At 73.4% G+C, this 21,908-nt stretch carries 15 protein-coding genes; 6 read left to right on the top strand and 9 right to left on the bottom strand.

Features of this window, described 5'->3' with window-relative positions:
• Positions 1-35: 35 nt before the first annotated feature.
• The 4 genes from ACFRCG_RS17195 to ACFRCG_RS17180 all read left to right on the top strand — a co-directional run bounded on the left by ACFRCG_RS17195 (position 36) and on the right by ACFRCG_RS17180 (position 4,036).
• Positions 36-827 carry an SDR family NAD(P)-dependent oxidoreductase gene (locus ACFRCG_RS17195; protein ID WP_380032294.1) on the top strand — a complete coding sequence of 264 codons (792 nt, stop codon included), beginning with the start codon at positions 36-38 and terminating at the stop codon, positions 825-827.
• A 140-nt stretch (positions 828-967) separates the two neighbouring features.
• A complete protein-coding gene (locus ACFRCG_RS17190; protein ID WP_380032293.1) occupies positions 968-1,849 on the top strand; it encodes a class I SAM-dependent methyltransferase in 882 nt (293 codons plus the stop codon).
• Between the two features lie 157 nt (positions 1,850-2,006).
• Positions 2,007-3,260, top strand: a complete 1,254-nt coding sequence (locus tag ACFRCG_RS17185; protein ID WP_380032291.1) for a pyridoxal phosphate-dependent aminotransferase — start codon at positions 2,007-2,009, stop codon at positions 3,258-3,260.
• Complete coding sequence (locus ACFRCG_RS17180; protein WP_380032289.1) at positions 3,257-4,036, top strand: tryptophan 2,3-dioxygenase family protein; 780 nt, start codon at positions 3,257-3,259, stop codon at positions 4,034-4,036. The genes ACFRCG_RS17185 and ACFRCG_RS17180 overlap by 4 nt, the downstream gene beginning before the upstream one ends.
• A gap of 93 nt (positions 4,037-4,129) precedes the next feature.
• On the opposite strand, the gene ACFRCG_RS17175 is transcribed toward ACFRCG_RS17180, so the two are convergent.
• Positions 4,130-5,653 carry an alpha/beta hydrolase gene (locus ACFRCG_RS17175; protein ID WP_380032287.1) on the bottom strand — a complete coding sequence of 508 codons (1,524 nt, stop codon included), beginning with the start codon at positions 5,651-5,653 and terminating at the stop codon, positions 4,130-4,132.
• A gap of 165 nt (positions 5,654-5,818) precedes the next feature.
• Positions 5,819-6,988 (bottom strand): winged helix DNA-binding domain-containing protein, encoded by a 1,170-nt coding sequence (locus ACFRCG_RS17170; protein WP_380032286.1) that lies wholly within the window; start codon positions 6,986-6,988, stop codon positions 5,819-5,821.
• A gap of 217 nt (positions 6,989-7,205) precedes the next feature.
• Between ACFRCG_RS17170 and ACFRCG_RS17165 the strand changes: the two genes are divergently transcribed.
• Positions 7,206-10,235, top strand: a complete 3,030-nt coding sequence (locus ACFRCG_RS17165; RefSeq protein WP_380032284.1) for an amino acid adenylation domain-containing protein — start codon at positions 7,206-7,208, stop codon at positions 10,233-10,235.
• Positions 10,236-10,308: 73 nt separating this feature from the next.
• On the opposite strand, the gene ACFRCG_RS17160 is transcribed toward ACFRCG_RS17165, so the two are convergent.
• Genes ACFRCG_RS17160 through ACFRCG_RS17135 form a run of 6 tightly spaced genes read right to left on the bottom strand, consistent with a single transcriptional unit; the run spans position 10,309 to position 18,171 of the window.
• Positions 10,309-11,046, bottom strand: a complete 738-nt coding sequence (locus tag ACFRCG_RS17160) for a class I SAM-dependent DNA methyltransferase (RefSeq protein WP_380032282.1) — start codon at positions 11,044-11,046, stop codon at positions 10,309-10,311.
• Positions 11,043-12,266 (bottom strand): thioester reductase domain-containing protein, encoded by a 1,224-nt coding sequence (locus ACFRCG_RS17155; protein ID WP_380032280.1) that lies wholly within the window; start codon positions 12,264-12,266, stop codon positions 11,043-11,045. Before ACFRCG_RS17155 ends, ACFRCG_RS17160 begins: the two co-directional genes overlap by 4 nt.
• A complete protein-coding gene (locus tag ACFRCG_RS17150; protein ID WP_380032278.1) occupies positions 12,263-12,466 on the bottom strand; it encodes a hypothetical protein in 204 nt (67 codons plus the stop codon). The genes ACFRCG_RS17155 and ACFRCG_RS17150 overlap by 4 nt, the downstream gene beginning before the upstream one ends.
• Positions 12,463-13,476, bottom strand: a complete 1,014-nt coding sequence (locus ACFRCG_RS17145; protein WP_380032276.1) for a hypothetical protein — start codon at positions 13,474-13,476, stop codon at positions 12,463-12,465. Before ACFRCG_RS17145 ends, ACFRCG_RS17150 begins: the two co-directional genes overlap by 4 nt.
• A gap of 1 nt (position 13,477) precedes the next feature.
• Entirely contained in the window at positions 13,478-16,846 is a 3,369-nt protein-coding gene (locus tag ACFRCG_RS17140) for a condensation domain-containing protein (RefSeq protein WP_380032274.1), read from the bottom strand.
• The gene (locus tag ACFRCG_RS17135) at positions 16,843-18,171 is read right to left on the bottom strand and encodes a cytochrome P450 (RefSeq protein ID WP_380032272.1); all 1,329 of its coding nucleotides are present in this window, start codon (positions 18,169-18,171) and stop codon (positions 16,843-16,845) included. The genes ACFRCG_RS17140 and ACFRCG_RS17135 overlap by 4 nt, the downstream gene beginning before the upstream one ends.
• A 155-nt stretch (positions 18,172-18,326) precedes the next feature.
• Here ACFRCG_RS17135 and ACFRCG_RS17130 point away from each other — a divergent pair, with 155 nt between their 5' ends.
• Entirely contained in the window at positions 18,327-19,094 is a 768-nt protein-coding gene (locus ACFRCG_RS17130; RefSeq protein WP_380032270.1) for a thioesterase II family protein, read from the top strand.
• Between the two features lie 136 nt (positions 19,095-19,230).
• On the opposite strand, the gene ACFRCG_RS17125 is transcribed toward ACFRCG_RS17130, so the two are convergent.
• Positions 19,231-21,822, bottom strand: coding sequence for an AMP-binding protein (locus ACFRCG_RS17125; RefSeq protein ID WP_380032268.1), 2,592 nt, complete (start codon positions 21,820-21,822; stop codon positions 19,231-19,233).
• Between the last annotated feature and the right edge of the window lie 86 nt (positions 21,823-21,908).

Below are 21,908 nucleotides of genomic sequence, written 5' to 3'. Positions count from 1 at the left end.
CACCGACGACACCTACGACACCGTGGACGGGCACTGTGGATTCGGCCCCGTGGGACCTCTCGATGGCGCTGACCGGCAAGGTGGTTCTCGTCACGGGAGCCGGATCCGGGATCGGTGCGGCGGTCGCGGTGCGGGCCGCGTGCGCCGGGGCCTCGGTCGCCCTGGTGGGCCGGCGGGTCGGCGCGTTGGAGGAGACCGCCGCGCTGATCCGGCGCACCGCCGGCGAGCGCACGCGAACCGCCGTACTGCCGTGGGACGTGCGCGCCGAGCCCGGCGCGGATCGACTGGTCGGCGCCGCGATCGAACGGCTGGGCCGGATCGACGGCCTGGTCAACAACGCCGGCGTGGCCCGCTTCGCGCCGTTGGAGGATGCCGCGAGCGCGGATCTGGACGCCATGCTCGACACCCACGTACGCGGCCCGGTCGCGCTGATCCGGGCCTGTCTGCCGGCGCTGCGCGCGGACCGGGGCAGCGTGGTCAACGTCTCGTCCGTGGGCGGGGTCCTGGCCATGCCGGGGCGTTGCCTCTACGGCGCGAGCAAGGCCGCGCTGAACAGCCTGACCCGTTCGCTGGCCCACGAGTTGGCGCCGGACGTACGGGTGAACGCGGTCCTGCCCGGGCCGGTGGAGACCCCGATGTACGACGACCTCGGCCTGGACGAGCCGGCGACGGCGGCGTTGCGGGCGGGCCTGCTCGCCGGCACCCCGATGGGCCGTTTCGGAACGCCCGACGAGGTCGCCCACTGGGTGTGCGCGCTGCTGGACGCCGAGCGGTCCGGGTGGATCACCGGCGTACTGCTGCCGGTCGACGGCGGACGCACCGCGTAGGGCGGCCTTCGGGCGGCGTCACCGGCCGCGGTACGCGGGGCTGCGCGCGCCCGGCACGCACCGGACCGCGGCCCGACACGGCACCGGGGCCACCAGGGCACCACGGACCACACCTCATCGACATCGCAGGAGGAGAGACCGTGACCACCACCGAAGACGCCACGACCGTATACGGACGACCCGAGTTCGCCGACATCGACATCGGCGACACGATGCGCCACGGCCACCCCGACATCACCGACGGCGACCGGTTGATCGTGGACCTGGTCCGCCGCCGGGCGCAGGCCCTGGGCCGCCCGCTGACGGTGATGGACGTCGGCTCCGGGTCCGGCGTGGTCTCGGCGATGTTGGCGCACAACCTTCCGGGACACCGGGTGATCGCCAACGAGGTCGAGCCCCGGTTGATCGCCCAGGCCCGCGCGCGGCTCGCCGACTTCGCCGGCGGCGAGGTCTTCGACCGGCCGTTCCAGGAGTGGAAGGAGCCGCTGGACGTGGTCATCTCCTGGGGCTCGCACCACCACCTGCCGAACACCTACCTCGACCATGTGCGCACGCTGCTCGTCGACGACGGTGTGCTGATCATCGGCGACGAGTTCTGCCCGGAGTACTGCGACGACAACGACGCGGCCCGGGTGACCACCGCCGAGGTGATCCACCTGGCCGACGGCCTGGTGCTGACCTCGCACCGCGAGGTGGCCGCGTACCGTGCCGAGGGCGTCGTCCCGCAGTGGTCGCGCGACCTGGAGGCCAAACGCCGACGCGCGCTGTGGCACTGGTACAAGTTCGTCGTCGACTACGCGATGGCCAAGGACAACTGGACCGTGGTGCTGGCCGAGTTGCAGATCACCCGCGACGACCTGACCACGTCGTTCGACGAGGAGCACAAGCTCTCCCCGCTGATCGTGCGCCGCGACCTGGAACTCAACGGATTCCGACCGCTGTCGACCAACGTCATCGGCAACCGGCCGTCGGACCTGCAGAGCTTCCATCTCTACGAGTTCGCACCCCGACCGCGGCGCTGACGCGCCTTCGGATCCGCCCCGCCCCGGCTCGGGAACCCTCGGGCCGTGTCGGTGGCGGCTCTCGAGGACCCGCGGCGCCGCCACCGCCGGCCGGCGCGCCTCGCGAAGCCGTCCGGCACCCGTCGCACCCACGCGTACCAGCGGAAAGAGAGCCCTCATGTCGACCTTCGAGACGAGCGCGGCACCCTTGGCCGTCTCCCGCGCGGCGTCCATCCCGCCGTCGTGTCTGCACGACGTGTTCCGCTCGGCCGAGGTGTGGGAGCGCACGCACCGCCGCGCCGCGATCCGATTGCACGTGGGCGAACCGGCGTTCGCGCCGCCGTCCGAGGCGGTCGAGGCGCTGGGCGCGGCGGCGCGCGACGGGCGCGCCGCGTACACCTCGGCCGAGGGCATGATCGAGCTGCGTGAGGCGCTGGCCGCCAAGTTGGCCACCGAGAACGGCCACCACACCGCGCCGGACCGGGTGTTCGTCTCCCCCGGCTCGTGTCAGGGCCTCGCGGCGTTGATGCAGTCGATGGCCGATCCCGGCGACGAGATCCTGTTGCCGGAGATCCACTGGCCGATCCATCTCCAGCAGGCCCTGCTGGCCGGGTTGCGGCCGAGGTTCTACCCGCTGGACCGGGACTTCCGGCCCGACGTGGACTCGCTGGCCGACGCGGGCGGCGCGGACACCCGGCTGATCCTGCTGAACACGCCCTCGAACCCCGCCGGTGTGGTGCTCGACGAGCCGTTCCTGCGGGCGGTGTTGGACCTCGCCCGGCGGCGGCGCTGGCGGATCATCAGCGACGAGGCGTACGAGCACTTCGTGTTCGAGGGCACGCACGTGTCCATGGCCGCGCTGGAGCGGGACGTGCCGGAGCGCGAGCGCCTGGTGCACTCGGCGTTCAGCTTCTCCAAGAGCTACGCGATGACGGGCTACCGGCTCGGCTACATCGCCGTGCCGAACGAGCGCGCGGCGAGCGCGCTGCGGGTGGTGCAGGAGGCGAGCATCGTGGCTCCGCCGACTCCCGTGCAGTACGCGGGACTCGCCGCGCTCGGTGCCCCCGGCGCGGCGGCGCGCAACCGCGAGACGGTGCGGGCGAATCGGGATCTGGCCCTGCCGGACCTGGTCGCGGCGGGCCTGCTGGGCCGGGTCCCGCCGGGCGGCTGGTACGCGCTGTTGGACTTGGCCTCGGTGGGCCTGGACGCGGACGTGTTCGCGGCCGAGTTGCTCGCCGAGCACGGTACGGCGGTGGCGCCGGGCCGGGGTTTCGCGCTGCGCCCGATCCTCGACGCGCAGTGCCGGGTGACCGGCCTGGGGCAGTCGCCGCGCTCACACGGGTTGTTGCGGATCGCCTTCTGCGGCGACGGCGAGTTGCTGCGGGCCGGTGTCGAACGCCTGCTCACCACGGCGTCGGGCGGTCGGGAGTGAACGGCTCCGCGGCCCGGACGTCCGCCCCGCACACCAGCGCGGCCGACGGCGCCGCCGGGCCCACCTACGACGGGTATCTGCGCCTGTCGACGATCCTGGGCGCGCAGGCCCCGACCACGGCGGAGAGCGACCGGTGTACACACGCCGCCGAACACTTCTTCATCGTGGCGCACCAGAGTTGCGAGTTGTGGCTCAAACAGGCGCTCCTCGACCTGGAGTTGGCGGCCGACGCGATCGGCTCCCGGCCGCGCGATCTGCATCTTTGTCTGGAGCAGGTTCGGCGCACCACACACGTGCTGGCCGTGATCGCCGAGCACTTCACCGTGCTGGAGCGGCTGACCGTGTCCTCCTTCGCCCGCTTTCGCGGTGCGCTCGGGCGGGCCAGCGGGGCCCAGTCGGCGCAGTTCCACGCGCTCTACCGGGCGTTGGGTCTGTACGGCGCGGAGAGCGCGCTGTTTCGCGAGTTTCTGGGCGCGCTGGCCGAGCGGGATCTGACCGTGGCCGAGGTGTATCGGCGGGCGCCGCAGTCCGGGTTGCCGTATCTGCTGGCCGAGGGTCTGGTGGACCTGTCCCAGGCGGTGCGCCGTTGCCAGTTGGCGCATGTCGAGGTGGTGGTTCGACAGATCGGCGCCCGGCCGGGTACCGGTCGCACCACCGGCGCGGACTTCCTGGCCCGGCGGTTGGCGGTGCCGTTTCCCGAACTGTGGGAGGCGCGCTCGGCGTTGCACGGGTCGCAAGCGGTCGGGGTCGGCGGGGGCGGGCGGTACGACCGATAGCTCGACGGTTCCGCCTCGACACACGCGCCGCCGGTACCGAGCCGAATGGCTCGGTACCGGCGGTCTTTCGCGGGTCGGCTCGCGGCGGCGGGGTCAACCCCCGGCGGTCGGCGCACTGGGCGCCGGCAGCGTGCACCGCGCGCCGCGATCCGGCAGCCGGCCGGACGTGAGGTAGGTCCGGACCGCGTCGTCGACGCACGCGCTGCCTCGTCCGTACGCGGTGTGCCCGTCGCCGCCGACGCTCAACAGGCGTGCGCGGCCCATCGTTTCGGTCACGTCGCGGGCCCAGGCGAGCGGGGCCAGCGGGTCGCCGTCCACGCCGATCACCAGTGCGCGGTCGTCTCCGGTGTAGCGCCAGGGGCCCTCGAAGCGGTGCGCGGCCCGGACCGGCCACTGCGCGCACTTGAGTTCGCCGTAGCCGTACAGCCGGCCGAAGTGCGCCGACGCCGCGGCGGACGCGGTGAAGTGTCGGTCGTGCACGCGCGGATCGGTGGCCACGTCCCGGTCGAGGCAGGAGTTCGCGAGTTGTTGGGCCGTCACGTCGTCCGGGCCGGTGGGTGGTTCGGTGGTGGGTACGTCCTGGGCGGCCGTCGCCGCCAGGTACGCCGCGAAGCGCGGCCAACCTTCGGAGGCGGTCAGTCCGCCGATGACCTGGGTGAGCAGCAGTCCGCCGGTGAGGATGTCGTGCCGACCCGGGTGGGCGATCCGGTTGCGTTCCAGCTTGTCCACCAGCGCGTCGAACGCCCTCGCCGGGTCGCCGGCCCCGAACGGGCACAGCGCCGGATCGCCCTTGCACCAGTTCAGGAAGCGGCCGAGCGCGAACTCGCCGGCGGCGAGTTGTTCCCGGTCGAAGCGCAGCGGCTCGAGGACGTAGTCGCGGGCGTCGATCGCCGCGTCCAGGACCATCGAACCGACCCGGTGCGGGTAGCGCGCGGCGTAGATCTGCCCGAGCACCGTGCCGTAGGACTGCCCCAGGTAGTGCAGCCGGTCGTCGCCCACGGCCCGACGCAGCAGGTCCAGGTCGGCGGCCGAGTCGGCGGTGCTCATCGTGCGCAGCAGCGTCGGATCGGTGTTGCGCGCGCATGCGGCGGTCAGCGCCTTGGCCTCGGCGAGTTTGGCCGGGCGGTCGGCGAGCGTGGGGTAGGCCGGGAGCGGTTCCTCGATCTCGCGTTCCTGCTCGTAGCTCATGCAGTGCGCGCCGGGCACGCTGTTCGACTGGCCGCGCTGATCGAAGCCGACGACGTCGTAGCGGTCCGCGAGGGCGGCGAAGGGGGCCGTGCGGGTGCGCAGCAGGGCCACGCCGTTGCCGCCCTGGAGGCCGCCGTTGACGAAGAGTGTGCCGATCCGGTGTGCCCGGTCCCGGGCGGGAACGCGGATCAGGGCCAGGTCGACGGTCTTGCCGTCGGCCACGCCCGGCCGCATCGGGACGCCGGCGCTCGCGCATTCGAAGCCGTCGCCGCAGCCGGTCCAGGTCAGCTTCGGCACCGCGGGCCCGGGGGTCGCGACGGCCGAGGACGGTACGGCCAGGGTGGTCGCCACGGCGGCCAGCACGGTGACCGTGGACACGAGCCACGAGCGGCGGCGGGACGTGGTGGGTGGTCGCGGCTGCGACTGCACGGTGGTCTCCTCGCGATCGGGCACGCCTCACCCGACCGGCGGGCGCGCGGTACGACGGACACCACCACATGCTCGACCACGGGCCGTGCGGCCGCGCGAGATCTTTGTCGGATCTGTCGCTCCCCGGGCACACCCGCTTTGTCCCGACGCGGGTCCGGCCCCGTTTCAGTCCGCGAATTCGGTCTCGGCCCGGGTGCAGCCCCGGAACGGCGCGATGTCGGCGGCGCGTTGCTCGATGCCCTCCCGGTCCGCCTTGTGCAGCCTGCGTACCGTCTCCACGGTCAGGCGCAGCGTGCGCCCGCTCTTTCGGGACCGCCACAGGGCCACGAGTTCGCCGTCGCGCAGCACCACGCCGGGGTTGCCGGTGTGCTTCCAGACCCGTTTGCGCAGCGCGCCGTCCGGGACGGCGGTCTCCCGGTCGCGCTGGTGCAGCCACGGGTCGTAGGCCGGGAGCACGCGCAGTCCGCGTGCCTCGGGCGGGTCGACGAGCGCCCGGTGGTCGTCCCGATGGATCCACGCCGTGCGGCCGTCGACGCGCACCTCGCGCATCTCGTCGGCCGCCGCCTGCCACGCCTTGGCGGCGACCTGCCACGCGGTGCCCGCCCACTCGGTGAGGTGTTCGGGGGTCGAGGGTCCGTAGGTGTGCAGGTATCGGCGGACGAACTCCTTGCGCGCGGCGGGGGCGGACCGGTGCGGCGGCTTTTGGCCCAGCCACTGGTCGGTCCGCACGAACGAGGCCTCGCGGCCCGCGCGCGGCGCGATCACGAACAGGCCGGTGAGCGAGATGGCCCGGGCCAGGATCGCGGTGAAACCGCTGAAGGTGTCCGGCTCGAACCATCCCGAGAACTCGTCGGGCATGCGTTTCCCCAGCGCGACCCCCAACTCGCGCTTGGTCAACACCTGCCCGTCCAGGGCGTCTTCGATCGCCGCCCGGGTCAGCTCCACGACGTCGACCGCCGAACGTCTCATCCCGTCGAGCATCGGCACGAAGCCCTGCACGGCCACCCGCCAGGACTCCTCGTCCTCGGGCAACATCGGCCGGGTGAACACCGGGAGGTCGCGGGTCGGGAACAGGTACGGCGACTGCCGCACCGTCCATGCCTGGAGGAGCGACTTGTCCTCGGCCAGGGCCCGGTCCACCTCGTCGACGGTCAGTCCCGGCACGCGGGCCAGCAGCGCGAGCGGCCCGTTGCCCGGTGGGGTGTTCTGGGCGCCCGCGGCGGCCGCGGCGGCCCACAGGTCGGGCGCCGCGCTCGCGTCGGTCAGCTGTTGGCCGGCCGCGCGGAACGCGAGCACCCGCTCCCGGTCCACCTGTTCGCTGTCGCCGTCATTCACGAGCGCACCTCTTCGTTCGATCGATTTCTCGGACGCGTCGGGTCGGGAATGCCTGTCGATGCTACGCCGATATCCGCCGGCGTCCGTGCCCGGGAAGGATTCCGTACAGATGTCCGACAGATTCTTTGCGGAGTTCCCCCGACCGAGGTAATCGTGCAAGTAATGCGATTTCTCCGGGAAATGAGGCGCGTGTCGAGTCGCCTCGGAACGGATGGCGATGCCTGTTCCCGATCGTGCGGACGAGCCGAGTATCGACTGCGCCGACCCGGCGATCGGGTCCCTCCCCTGGGCGGTAGCCGCGATCGCGCGCCGTTCGCCCGATCTGGCCGCCGTCTTCGACGCACACGGCGAGACCTCGTTCGCGGCCTTGGACGCGGCGGCGGACCGCTGGGCGGCGGCGGTGGCCGGGCGGGTCTCCCCCGGCGGGTGGGTGGCGGTGTGCGGGCGGCGCGGCGCGTCGTTGGTGGCCGCGGCGTTGGGTTGTATGCGGGCGGGTCGGGTGTACGTGCCACTGGATCCCGCCCATCCGGGCGAGCGCATCGCGTCGACCCTGTCGGATGCCCGTCCCGAACTCGTGCTGGTGGACGAGGTCGCGCCGGCGGCGGTGGTCGACGCGGCGCCGGCACTGCGGCTGGACGCGGAACCGCCGGGCGAACCGGGCCGCCCCACCCGTCTGTTCCCCTCGGACCCGGCGTATGTGATCTACACGTCCGGCTCGACCGGCACACCCAAGGGTGTGGTGGCCACGCACGGCGGACTGGCCACCCTGGTCCGGGCGTTGCGGGCGCGGGGCCCGGCGCTCGCCGAGGGCGACGTGGTGTTGTCGGTGGCCTCGATCGCGTTCGACATGTCCGTCACGGACATCTTCGTGCCGTTGGCGGCGGGCGCGTCGGTCGTGCTGCCGCCCGACGAGCGGACGCGTGACCCCGACGTGCTGCTCGACCTGATCGACCGGCATCGGGTCACCACCGTCCTGGCCACGCCGTCGTTGTGGCGCATGTTGGTGCTCGCGGGACTGGGGACCAACGGTCGGCGCCGGGTGCGGGCATTCGGCGGCGGGGAGAAGCTGACCGAGCGGCTGGCCCGCGAACTCCTGGAGCGGACCGCGTCGTTGCACAACGGCTACGGCCCGACGGAGACCACGGTCTACGCGACGTTCGCGCCGATCTCGGACCCGGACCGGCTGCCGCTGGGTGGTCCGATCCCGGGCACGCGGCTCTATGTCCTGGATCCGGACGGGGAGTTGTTGCCGCCGGGTCCGCGCGGTGAGCTGTACGTGGGCGGCCTCCAGGTGTCCTCCGGCTATCACCGGCGACCGGCGCTGACCGCCGAGAAGTTCGTCCCGGACCCGTTCTCGGGAGTGCGCGGCGCGCGGATGTATCGCACCGGCGACGTGGTCCGGCTGACCTGCGGCGGCGACCTGCACTTCATCGGGCGCACCGACGACCAGGTCAAGATCCGCGGCCATCGTGTCGAGCCCGGCGAGGTGGTCGCGGCGCTGGAGAAGTCGCCCACGATCCGCCAGGCGGCGGTACTGGCGCACCGGGACACGCTCGTCGGCTATCTGGTGGCCGAGCCGGGGCACGCGCCGACGGCCGCCGACGTACGCGCGCACGCGCGCCGCCTGCTGCCGGAGGCGATGGTGCCCGATCGGCTGTCGTTCCTGCCCGCGCTGCCGATGACGGCCAACGGGAAGGTCGACCACGCGGCGCTGCTCGCATGGCGGGATCCGGCCGAGGCCGCGCCGGACCCGGCCGGGCCCGACCCCGACGGGGCGCCCGACGGCCCGACCGAGAAGGCGGTGGCCGCGGTCTGGGGCGAGGTGCTCGGGCGGGCCGAGGTCGACGCCCGGGCCGGCTTCTTCGACCTGGGCGGCCACTCGCTGCTCGCCATGGAGGTGGTCTCCCGGCTGCGCACCGAGTACGCGCTGGAGTTGCCGGTGTGGGAGCTGTTCGCCGAGCCGACCGTGCGCGCGTGGGCCGCCGTGATCGATCGTGCGTCCGCGTCGCCCGCCGACGACGCCGACACGCGGGAGCGCGAGGTGGAGCTGTCGCCGGAGCAGCGGGCGCTGTGTCGGGCGGAGCGGCTGGTGCCCGGAATCACCTCCCCCGGACTGGCGGTGCGGGCCACGCTGACCGGCGCCGTGGACACCGGGCGGGTGGTCGAGGCACTGGCGGCGGTGGTGCGACGTCAGGAGTGCCTGCGTACCCGGTTCGCACCGGTCGCCGAGGACGGCAGGCAACTCGTGTCGCCCTACGTGGAATTCGACGTGTTCGAGGAGGACCTGCGGGACGCCCCGGCAAACGCGCGAGTAGACGCGGGCGGGGCGAACGAGGCGATGGATGCCCCGTTCGACCTGGCCCACGGACCGCTGTTGCGGGCGGCGCTGCGGCAGTTCGCAAACGAGCGCTTCGAGTTGGAGATCCGCGTGCACGACGCGGTGGCCGACGTCGCGTCGCTGGGGGTGATCGTGTCGCAGTTCGCGGACGCGTACGCGGGCGATCCCGCCGCCGAACCCGACGACGCCGCGCGCTTCGCCCCACTGGCCCGGGCTCGCCGCGAGGCGGCGTCCCGGACCGCCCTGGCCGACGCGGTCGCCGCGTTCCGCGCCGCGTCGGACACTCTCGTGCCGGTCCCCGAGGGCGGCTACGACACCGGCCTGGTGCCGGTCCGGCTGGACGCGGCGGCGGCAGCCGGCCCGGCGCGGGAGAGTGTGTTGACGCGGGCGCTGCTGCGCGTGTTGCCCCGGGACTGGGGGGCGTCGATGGTACTCGCCCGGGTCGAGTCGGGGCGTTCGGCGGATACCGATGACCTGGTCGCGCCGCTGGCCGGCCTGACGTTGTCGACGTGGGATCGGCCGTCGGGCGGCGATCCGGTCCCGGCGTCGGCCGCGTCGGCGGTGCCCGCGCAGGTCCTCCTGGACGAGGACGGCTTCGGCGGCATGCCGGAGCTGCGTCGAGCCCTGCCCTGGTCGGCCCTGACCCTGCGCGAGCCCCTGCCCGCGCCGCGCGAGATCGGCCCCGGGGTGTGGTTGGAGCCGGTGTCGCCGCGACCGGAGGCGGCGCCGAGCGAGGGCGCCCAGCGCACCGCGCTGCCGGTGACGGTGGACCTGTGGGCGGACGGCGACGACCTCGTCGGCCTGCTGCAGTACCGCGTCGACCTGCTCGCCCCGGACGCGGCGCGCGAACTCGCCGCGCGCTTCGCCGAGACCGTCGCACGGGAGCGGCGGCTACCGGCCCGGACGTGAGGGCACCACGAAACGACGGCGCGGCCTCGCCCGAGAAGGGCGGGGCCACGCCGTTCGCGGGTGTGCGGCGGGATCAGGTCGCCTTGCGGAACACCGACACATGCCGCGTGCTCTTGGCCGTGAACGGCTCACCCGTCCAACCCCCGTACCGGTCGGACAATTCGAGCCCGGCCAGTTGCGCCATCAGGTCCAGTTCCGCGGGCCATACATACCGGACCTGATTGGGATACAGCCGGATGCCGCGCTCGCTCACCACGACCACCTGGGTCCGGATCCGCTGACGCACCGGGTCGTGCATGGTCGCCTCCAAGAACACCCGGTCGCGCTCGACGCTGCCGGTGGCCAGGCGTTGCCCGTCGGCGTCGGTGCGCGTCAGGTCGGGCACGTGCATCTCGGTGACCAGGGTGCCGTCCGGCTCCAGGTGCTCGGCCGCGTTGCGCAGGCAGCGCACCTGGTCGCGCTGGTCGAGCAGGCACAGGAAGGTGTTGAAGACGATGTAGACCAGGGAGAACGTGCGGTCGACCGCGACGTCGGCCATGTCCCCGAGGATCACCGGGAACGTGTCGCCGCCGGGTCGCTGTCGGAGTTTGTCGATCATCTTGTCCGCGCCTTCGATGCCGATCACCTCCAGGCCCGTGGCCGCCAGCGGCAGGGCCACCCGGCCGGTGCCGACGCCCAGTTCGAGGACCGCGCCCTTGCCCGCGCGTGCGGCCAGGAACTCCACCGTGGCGGGGGTGTCGGGCAGTGGGCCGGTCCACTCGTCGTACACCTCGGCGACGGCGTTGTACGCCGCGGCGTTCGATCCGGTCATGGTCCTCTCCTCGACGTTCGTGGTGCCGTGGCGATCGTTTCGGGGGCGATCAACTCCGCTCGGGCGACGCCGGCTTCGAAGTACCTGCGGGCCAGCGGCTCGTCCAGGACCGGGCAGCGCACGTCGAGTTCGGCCAGTGCGGCGTCGGTGCGGTCCGAGGCGACGTCCGGGATCGCCGCGGCGCCGCCCGCCGACGAGCCGGGCAGGGTGGCCGCGATCCGCCGCACCTCGTCCCGGTCCGAGGCGACGGCCGCGTCGAGCAACCGTCCTCGCCACAGGGCGAAGTCGACGGGGCGCAGCCGATGGCCGAAGCGGCGCAACCAGGAGAACAGCGTGGTGTAGCGGGTGGGTTCGGGCGCGATCAGGTGGTAGGCGGGCGGTGCCGCTCCCGTGCTCGCGTCGGTCAGCCGTACGACGGCCCGCGCCGCGTGGTCGACCGGCGCCCACCACAGCGGCGCGCCGGCCAGCGGGGCCGCGCCCATCGCGGCGCACGTGCGCAGGAACAGCCACGCGTAGTCGTTGGGGTTGGACACCCCGGTGCGGGTGTGCCCGGCCAGCGCGCCGGGGCGGAAGACCACGGCGTCCACGCCGCGTTCGCGGGCCCGGGCGACCAGGTCCTCGGCCACCCACTTGCTCAGTCCGTAGCCGCCGAGCGCGCCGGCGGGGCCGAGTTCGGCGAAGTCCGGTACGACATCCGCGGTTTCCCGGTCTCCGGGCGCTCGTCCGTAGAGCACCGACACCGTGGATACATGCGCGAGCCGTTTGGGTCGGCCCGCGCACACCAGGCGCAGTACCTCCACGGTGCCGGTGACGTTGGCGGCGCGCAGCGCCTCGTACGGGTAGCTGACGTTCACGCCCGCGCCGCAGTGGTGGATCGTGTCGACGTCGTCGAGCACCACGCGCCGGTCGGCGTCGGACAGGCCGCAGCCGGGTCGGGCCAGGTCGCCCGCGAGCGCGGTCACCCGGCCGGACCACGTGTCGCTCCACAGGTCGAAGTCGCGCAGCGCCGCCTCCAGGCGCTCCTGTGCGGTGCCGTTCCGGGGGCGCACCAGGCAGTGGATCCGTCGGTCGGTGTGCTCGGCGAGTTCGGCGACGACGGCGGCGCCGAGGAAACCGGTCGCGCCGGTCACCAGGACGGCGCCGGGGCGGTCGGAGCCGCCGGGGGTGTTGCGCGGCACGACGTCGGCGGGCAGCAGTCGGTCCTGTTCGACGGTGTTCATCGCCAACTCCACAGCGGCGAGGGCCCGTCGTCGTCCCAGCCGTCGCCCTCGGCGGGCCGGCCGGGGTCGGTCACCGGGTCCGCCGCGCCGGGTTCGGTGGACGCGGGGCCGGCCCGGCCGGCGTCCGGTTGTTCGGGCCGGGCCGGGGCCAGGATCCGTAGGTCGTCCTGGGTCAGCAGGATCGGGATCGACGTCCTCACCACCGCTCCTCACGGTTGTCCGCGTCGCACGGCCCGACCGGTGTCCCGGCCGTCGCGGACGTGGTACGAAACGACCACACGCGTCGTACTCCGGCGTCCCGCAGTCGCCGTCGGGCGTCGGCCACCCGGGCCGCCAGCTCGGGGGCGGCCGGGTCGAACAGCACGGCCAGGACCCGGCCGCTGTGCGCGACCTGGACGCCGATGCCGTCGTCCGCGCGGCAGATGCGCTCGGCGAGCGGCAGCGCGGCCTGGGGCAGGAAGCGCTGGTTGAGTCGGGCGCTGGCGGTGGCGGTGCGGGCCAGCAGCGCGCAGTCCGCCTCGGCCACCGCGCGGCGCAACATCGTCCGCAACCGCCGCAGGTGCTCGATCTCGTGTGGGCGGTACACGCGCGGCGGTTGGGCGATGGTGTCCACGTCCGGTCCGCCGACATCGAAGCCGAGCACCTCCAGGGCCGGCAGCGGGCCGCCGAGGTCCTCCAGGACGTAGCCGTCGCGGTTGGCGTACAACACGGCGCGGTGTCCGAACATCACCCCGTCCGAGGCGCCTTCGGCCCGCACGGCCAGGGCCGCCACCTCCGCCTCGGTCGGCACGCGGCCGTACGCCCGGGCCACCGCGCGGATCGTGCTGACCACGTCGGCGGTGGAGGAGCCCATGCCGCGTTCGACGGGGATCGAACTGTGCACGCTCAGCCGGCCGCCCTCACGAACGCCCAGTCGGCGCAGCGTCTCCTCGGCGGCACCCGCGGCCTTGGTCTTCCACACCGGGCTGACCGTGACGCCGAAGGCGCGCTCCGGGACGAAGGTGGCCCGGGCATGCAGCGTGGGCAGGGGCAGCGAGACGACGGCGTGTGTGAGTCGGCCGTCGTCGCGTTCGAACACGCCCTGGAGGATCTCGCCGTGGTGGGCCATCGCGCTGCCCAGGGCCACGCGGGGCCGCGCGGGCGGGCCCACCACGGTGAGCCGGCCGGCCCGGCCCCCGTCGAAGGCGGCGGGATCGACGGTGGCCGCCATGTCAGGCGTGTCCCGTGGAACGACCGGGCAGGGCGGCGTCCGGGTCCTCGACCAGCGCCCGCAGCGCGGTCTCGCAGGCCGCCGCGAAGCGCTCGACCGAGGCGCGTTCCCACAGCACCGTGCGGTACTTGACGTCGAACAGCAGCCCGTCCTCGACGATCAGCGTGGACACCTCCAGGTCGGTACTGGCCTTCGTGTTCGCCACGATGCGCCCCGGGTGCACCCGGCAGCCCGTCAGGGTGAAGCCGGATTCGGCCTGGAACACGTTGAGCGTCACATACGATCCGCGCCCGCCGACCACGAGCGAGTCGGCGCCGGCGGCCCGCAGTGCGTCACCGGCGGGGCAGGACTGGTTGGCGTAGGCCCCGGCCACCACGGCCCGGGTCCGGGTCAGGTGTTCGCGCCAGGTGGTGTCCGGGGCGAAGTCGTCGAAGCGCAGCACGAGCAGGTTGACGAACGCCCCCATCACGTCCGCCGCGTCGAGGTCGACGCGGTTCTCGCACGGGGTGAGCAACTGCACGTCGTCCTGCCCGGACCACTGCCGCAGGACCGCGGACAGCGCGGCGGCCACCACGATGAACGGGGTGACCCGTTCGCGGGCGGCGAAGGTGTACACCGCGTCGCGCACGGCCGGCGGCGCCAGTCGGTATACGACGTCCCCGTCGAAGGACGGCACCCGGGGGCGGGGGTGGTCGGTGGGCAGGGTCGATTCGCGCAGGCCGGCGAGCCGGCGGCGCCAGTAGCGGCGCTGCTCATCCGCGCCGCCCGTACCCGCGCGCCGGCGTTCGGCCGCGACGATGTCGCGGAAGGTCGTGGTGCGCGGCGCGGGCGACTCCCCCTCGCCGGTGGTGCGCCGGCGGTAATAGGCGGCGATCTGCGGGAACAGCACTTTCGTCACCGCCCAGTAGTCCATCACCAGGTGGTGGCAGGTCAGCAGCAGGTCGCGGGTGCCGGTGTCCAGACGGACCACGGTCAGCCGGATCAGCGGCGGTTCGGACACGTCGAAGCCGCGGTCGGCCCGCTCGGCGGCGATCCGCGCGGCGGCCTGCTCGCGCTCCTCGGCGGGGGTTCGGCGCAGGTCCACCACCTCGATCGTGAACGGGTGTTCGTCGTGCACCCGTCGGCTCGGGGCGGCGTCCCCCTCGCCCAGGTGGTAGGTGGTGCGCAGGATCTCCTCGCGGTCGATCGCCTGGGCGAACGCCCATTCCAGCGCGCCCTCGTCGAGTGGGCCCTCCACGCGCAGCAACAGGGTGAGGGTGTTGACCGCGCTGCCCGGGACGAACTGCTCCATCAGCCAGAACGGCTCCTCGGCCGCGCCCAGCGCGGTCGTACGCTCTCCGGGCACGGGCGGGACGAGCGGCGTGGACACGTTCGGCGCGACCTCGTCCGGCTCGTCCGCCAACGCCTCGATCTCGTCGTCGGTGAGCGTCTCCAACTCGGCCAAGGCGGCGGCGACATCGGGGTGACGTGCGGCGATCGCGGCGGCGAACGTGTGCAGTTCGGGGTGCTCGAAGACGAAGAGCAGCGGGACGTCGGCCCCGAACTCCTCGGCGAGCGTCTGGGTCATCCGCGAGGCGATCATCGAGTGCCCGCCCACCGCGAAGAAGTCGTCCTCGCCGGTGATCGTGTCGTCGTCGAGGAGTTCGCGGCACAGCGCGACGACGCGCCGCTCCACGGCCGGGGCGCGCCGCGCCGGCGCCGGGGCGGGGCCGGCCGGCGCCGACCGGTCCTCGCGGGGCGGGTCGACGATCCGCCACAGCAGGCGACCGTCCTCCATCCGGCGCACCCGAAGTGCACTGCCGTCCGGTGCGGACACCGGGGCCGCGTCGACGTGCAGCACGCCCTCCAGGCCGCAGGGGGCGGGCCGGCCGGTGGGTTCACGCACCTCGGCGCGGCCCGGAACGGCCGACACCTCGCCGCGGTCGCCGCCGGGCCAGGCCGGATCCACGCGCAGCACGACCGGCCCGGACGGGGTGGGCACAGTGTGCCCGTCGACATCGACGTCGCCGTCGGCGGCCGGTGTGGGCGGGGGTGCCGAGCCGGCCGGGGCGGGCCCCAGTTCCAGGGTGTCCAGCGTCGCGTCGGGGTCGGCCATCGCCGACTCCACGGCCGTCGCGACGTGGTCCACGAGCCGTTCGACGCCGGCCGCCGCGAAGATCGCGGTGTCGTACTCGACGGTGGCCACGACGTCGTCCCCGTGCCATTCGAGGTTGAACAGCAGGTCGAATCGGCAACGGCCGCGCGGCACATGGGCGACGCTCATGGTCAGGCCCGGGAAGGTGTCCGGGCGAAAGTGCAGCGGCGGCGCGTTGAAGACCACCTGCACCAGTGGCGAGTAGCCGGGATCGCGGCCGATCAGGCTCTCCCGCACCACCTGGCGAAAGGGGATGAACTGCCGGTCGTACGCGGTGAGCGTGGCGTCGCGGGCGGCGGTGAGCAGGTCGGCGAACGGCAGGTCGCCGGGTGTGCGCATGCGCACCGGGATCATGCAGGACAGCGGCCCGACCACGTCCCGGTACTGCTCGGGCCGGCCGTCCCCACAGATCCCGACCACCATGTCCTCGGCGCGTGTGTGCCGGTGCAGCACGGTCGTGAACGCCGCGAGCAGCGTATGGAACGGGGTGACCCGATGGCCGGCGGAGAAGCGGCGCAGGCGGGGCACCAGGCCCGCCCGGAAGGGGTGGATCGCCAGCGCGCCGCGGTTTCGTTTGGTGGGCGGTCGCGGGGCGTCCTCGGGCATCCGCAACACATGGGGCGCGCCCGTCAGTTCGGCGATCCACGCGGCGCGCTCGGCGTCCAGGTCTCCGCTGTCCAGGAGTTCGCCGTGCCATCGGGTGAAGTCGCGGTAGTCGGCGCGGACCGGCGGCAGTTCGGGACGGCGGCCCGCCCGGTGCGCGGTGTACGCGAGGGAGAGTTCGTCGAGCAGTCGCGCGGCGGCGCCGGCGTCCATCACCCCGTGGTGGAAGGCGAGCACGAGCAGGTGTTCGTCCGGGCCGAGCCGGGCCAGGCCGAACCGTACCGGCGGGTTCGCCGAGGGCCGATACGGCTCCTCCACCAACCGCCTGGCCCAGTCGAGCGCGTCGTCGGGGCGGCCGGTGAAGTCGGGCGGCGCGTCCAGGCGCACCGACCACGGGTCCACCACCGTCTGGCGCAGTCGGCCCTTGTCCACCGGCAGGATCGTGCGCAGCGCCGCGTGCCGCTCGACGAGCAGGTCGAACCCGGCTTCGAGGGCGGGCACCGAGAGTGGGCCGGTCAGCCGGAAGGCCAGGTGCTCGTTGTAGACGGCGGCCTCGCGGTCCATCTCGTCGACGAGCCACATCTGTTCCTGTACCGGTGTCGCGGGCAGAGCTTCGGTCGGGGTGGCCGTCACGACCGGGTCACCTCCTTCGCCCCGGCCGCCGCGACCGCCCCGGCTCGCGGGTGGGCCGTGATCGGCAGCCGGGTGAGTCCGTTGATGAAGTTCGAGCGCAGGTGCACCGGATCGCCGGCCGACTCGAATCGGTCGAAGCGGCGCACCAGTTCCTCCAGCAGCACGGTGAGCGCGACCCGGGCGGCGGGCCCGCCGACGCAGTAGTGCGGGCCGATGCCGAAGGCGATGTGCGGGTTGGGCGTGCGGTCGACCAGGAACGAGTAGGGGTCGGGGAACACCCGCTCGTCGCGGTTCGCGGACGCGACCCAGGCCACCACGAGTTCGCCGGCGTCGATCCGGGTCCCGGCGATCTCGACCTCGGTCAGCGTGCGGCGCATCAGGTGGTTGGTCGGCGTGGACCAGCGCAGCGCCTCCTGCACGGCCGCCGCCGCGCACTGCGGGTTCTCCTGGATCCGCCGCCACACCTCGGGGCGTTCGATCAGCGCGAGCAGCATGTGGGTACCGGTGTGCGGCGTCGTGGTGGTGGCGCCCATGACGAAGCTGTAGCAGTTGAGCAGGACCAGGCTGTCGTCCATCGGCGCGCCGTCGATCTCCACGTGCGCGAGCCGGGTGACCAGGTCGTCGCGGGGTTCGCGGCGGCGGTCGGCGATCAGTTCGCTGAACATCGCGAACAGGTCGTGGTGTGCCTCGCGCAGCGTCCGGTCGGTCCGTCCCTTGGCGAACTCCGGGTCGTCGGGCGCCACTCCGGCCATCGTCCAGTGCGGGATGTCGGCCCAGTACTGCCGGGGAATGCCCAGGATCTCGCCGACGGCGGCCATCGGCAGGTCGAACATCGTCCGGGCGAAGTCGTGTTCGCCGCCCGCTTCGAGCGGTTCGATGATCCGCAGCACGTGTTCGCGGATGCGTTCGGTGCGCTGGGCGAGGATGTTCGTGGTCATGGTGTGGAACGCGGGTGTGCGTACCGCCGTGTGCCGGGGGCGGTCCATCAGGTTGATCGTCCTGCCGCCGGCGCTGTCCCCGCCGGTGACGTCGAGGATGGTGCCGTGCTCGGAGCTGAAGCGACGCGCGTCCTTGAGCACGCGCACGACGTCGTCGTAGCGCGTGACGGACCAGAACCGGGCGCCGGAGGGGGTGTGTTGCGCCCACACGGGTGCCACCTCGCGCAGCGTCGCGAGTGCGACGTGTTGCGGATGGGTCTGGAATCGGCGTGGATCGTAGAGATCGATCGAGTCGAGCGGCACTCGCTCATCGGTCCCGGGGCCGGTCATGAGCATCGCGGAGTTCTCCCGTCCTGCGTCCAGGCGCACTCGGTGCAGCGCACGCACGGTTCGGAACGTATATCGGCGGGAGCGGCTCGGCAATGATTCTTTCTCGGTCCCGAAAGGAATCGCCGAGCGGGGTCCGCGGACTTCTTTCCGAAGTCTTTCGACAAATCCCCGATTACTTTTCGACGCGTCCTGGGCCGACTACCGTGTCCGGAATGAATACACCTGTGAAGAGCGGGAAATGGTTGCTTCGAAAGCCGCCGGATGACAGCGCGACACTGTTGTTCTGCTTCCCGTACGCGGGGGTCGGCGCCTCCTCGTACCGGCAGTGGCCGCAGTCCCTGCCCGACGGCATCGCCGTGTGCGCGCTCCAGCCGCCCGGCCGGGAGAATCGTTATCGCGAACCCGCGCCGAGCGACCACGCCGGCTTCGCCGCGGACCTCGTCGCGCAGCTCGCGCCGCTGCTGGACCGGCCGTTCGCCTTCATCGGGCACTGCGGCGCGGTGCCGTTCGCGCTGGAGACGATCCTGACCCTGGACGATCGGGGACTGCCGCTGCCCGAGCGGCTGTTCGCCTCCAGTTGGGGTGCGCCGCACCGGGGGCTGTACGGCGAGCTGAACTTCGTCGACCTGGAGACCGCCGACCTGGCGGAGGAGGTGCGGCAGCGCTACCGCCAGTCCGGGCAGGGCGAACCGCCGGAGGAGATGGCCGAACTCGGCGCCCGGGTCCTGCGCGAGGACCTGGAGGTGCAGCGGCCCTACCGCTACGACGTCGCCCGCAGGCTGCCGTGTCCGGTGACGGTGATCTCGTGGTCGGAGGACGACGTGGTGCCGCCGGAGACGGTGCCGCCGGGCTGGGCGGAGTGCGCGGACGTACGGGTGGAGGCGTTGGCGGGAAGGCATCTGGATTTCCTGCGCTGTCCGCCGGCCCTCGTCGAGGTGGTGACGCGGGACCTGGCGGTCGGCGGGGCGCCCTCCGACTGAATGCGTACGTCCGAGCGGCGCGAGGGACGGTTCACGACCGGGGATATCAGGTCGCGGACCGTCCCTCGTCTCGTTGGCTTGTTGGCTCGTTGCCTCGTTGGCTCGTTGGCTCGTCGAAGGGCTGCCGAGGCGCCGCTCAGGCCGGCAGGGCGAGTTCGCGGGCCAGTTCCGCCGGGGTCGGGTTGAGCATCAGCGCGCGGACCTTGAGCGGGACGCCGAGGCGTTCGCCGATCAGCCGCACCGCCCGTTGGGCACTCAGGGATTCGCCGCCGAGCAGGAAGAAGTCGTCGTGTACGCCCAGGTGTTCCCGGTCGAGAATCTCCTCCCACACCCGCACCAACGTCTCCTCCACCGCCGTGCGCTCCTCGGTCGGGGCACGATCGCGGCCGTCGGCGGCGCCGGTCGCGCGCCCCCAGTCGGGGATCGGCAGGGCGTTGCGATCGATCTTGTCGCCGGAGTTGAGCGGCAGCGCGTCCAGCCGCAGGAACACCTGCGGCACCATGTGGTCCGGTACCGTGCGGGCGAGTTCGCGGCGCAGCGCGGGTACGTCGAGGTCGTCGTCCGTGACCAGGCAGGCGACCAGCCGTCGAATGCCCCGAGGGTCCTCGGGCGCCGCGACCGCCGCCTCCCGCACGCCCTCGACGGCCAGCAACGCCTGTTCGACCTCGCCCACTTCGACCCGCAGGCCGGCGATCTTGAGCTGGTGGTCCACCCGGCCCCGGTGTTCCAGGACCCCGTCGGCCCGGAAGCGGACCAGGTCGCCGGTGAGGTAGAGCCGACCGCCCGGCACGTCGCCGAAGGGGTCCGGCACGAAGCGCTCGGCCGTCTGGCGGGCGGTGAGGTATCCACGGGCCTGCTCGGGCCCGGATACCGCCAACTCGCCCACCACGCCCGGCGGGACGAGCCGTAGACCGCCGTCCAGGACGTACAGCCGGGCGCCGGGCCACGGGCGTCCGATCGGCGGCGGCAGGGTGCGGTCCCGCGCGGTCGCGGTATGCGAGGTGATCGGCCGGTCTCGGGGGATCAGCGGCGAGGTGACGATGTTGACCTCGTTCGCGCCGTACCAGTTGCCCACCTCGAACGGCAGTTCCTCGGGGGCCCAGCGGCGCACCCGGTCGCTCCCGGTCAACAGGGTCCGCAGCGGCGTGCGGGCGGGCCAGTCGATCGCGACCAGCGCCTCGGCGAGCGGGGCCACCACGAAGACCTGGGTGATCGCTCGGGACAACAACCAGTCGCGCAGGTGTTCCGGCGCGGAGAGGTCCTCGTCGGCGGCGATGTGCAGCGGCGCGCCGGCGATCAGGTACGCCCACACCACCACGGTCACCGACACGTTGGTCTGCGGCGGGAAGGTCCAGCCGCCGCGTTCTCCCGCCGCCACGCCGTGCGCCCGGATCTGCGCCCGCGCGGAGTGTGTCGCGGCGCGGTGGGTGACCACGACCAGTTTGGGCGTGCCGGTGGATCCGGAGGTCTGCACCAGGAAGGCCGGATCGTCCGGGGCCGGATCGGGCAGCGGACGCTCGGGGGCCGCCGGGCCGGGCACGCGGCCCGTCGGTGTGAGGACCAGGGCGTCCTCGGCCTGCGGTGGCAGGGTGCGTTCGAAGCGGCTGGTGGTGAGTACGAGCCGGGCGTCGGCCTGGGCGAGGAAGCGGCCCAGGTACGCGTCGGGTGCCCTGGGGTCGAGCATCAGCGCGGCGGCGCCCGCCCGGTGCACGGCGAGCATCGCCACGACCAGTTCGGGGCAGCGCGGCATGCACAGCGCGACCACCGTGCCCGCCGAGGATCCCTGCGCCACGAGTCGATGGGCCAAGGCGTCGGCGCGCGCGTCGAGTTCGGCGTGGGTCACGGTCTCGCCCCGGTACTCGAGGGCCACCGCGTCGGGGGTGGCCGCCGCCCGGTCGGCGAGCAGGCGCGGGATCGTGTGCGGGGCGGCGGGGATGTCCGGGGTGGACCCCCAGGCGCGCAGCAGCGCGTGGTCGTCCGGGCCGAGCGGGTCCAGGTCGGCGACGGGTGTGTCGGGCCGGCCGGTGATGCCGTCGAGCACCCGCAGCACGTGCCGGCCGAACCGCTCGGCGGTGGCGACGTCGATCAGGTCCGCGTCGTGGGAGATCTCCAGGTGTGCGGCGTCGGGCTCGGGGTTCTCGACGAGGGTGAGCGTGAGTTCGGCGGGCTCCAGGCCCGAGGCGTCGGGTGGAGCGGCCTGCGACGCGCCGGGCGGGTGGGGTGGGCCGAGGCGCGCCCGTCGGACCCGGAAGGCGGCGGAGTGGCGAGTGGCCGGGTCCGTCGCGGCTTCGGCTTCGGCGCCGGCGCGCAGTCGCCGGTCCACCTCGGCGGCCAGCGCGGCGCCGGTATCGCGCGGGTCCCAGGCGCAGCGGATGAGGCGGTGACACGGGCCGCGTACGACCCGCGCGGTCGCGCCGTCGGGCGGGACGGCGCCCTCCGTCTCGGAAGAGCCGCCCGCCGCGTCGCGGGCCTCCGTCCCCGCGTCCACCACGACCACAGGGTCCCGGCTCCCGGTGTAGCGGTGCAGGACGACGAGGTAGGCGGCGAGTACGGTCGCCGGCGTCGCCGGCCCGGTCGGCGCGCCGGCGCGGCCGTCGACCACGTGCGTGTGGGTGCGCCGCACGGGGCCGTTGCCCCTGGCCGCCGCCATGGGCAGGTCGAGCAGGGTCGTCGGGGCGCCTCGGGTTTGGTCCTCGACGGGCAGCGTGTGGTCGGGCCTGTCGCCCATGGGTGCTCTCTCCTCCCGCCGTGGCGTCCCGCCTCCGGCCCGGGCGGGACGGCTCGATCGCTCCCCCGCACGGCCTCGACCGCAAC

Source organism: Embleya sp. NPDC056575 (assembly GCF_042793325.1).
Classification (GTDB): domain Bacteria; phylum Actinomycetota; class Actinomycetes; order Streptomycetales; family Streptomycetaceae; genus Embleya.
Note: the sequence above shows the minus strand (reverse complement) of the source record. Positions and strands in the feature narration are given on the sequence as shown.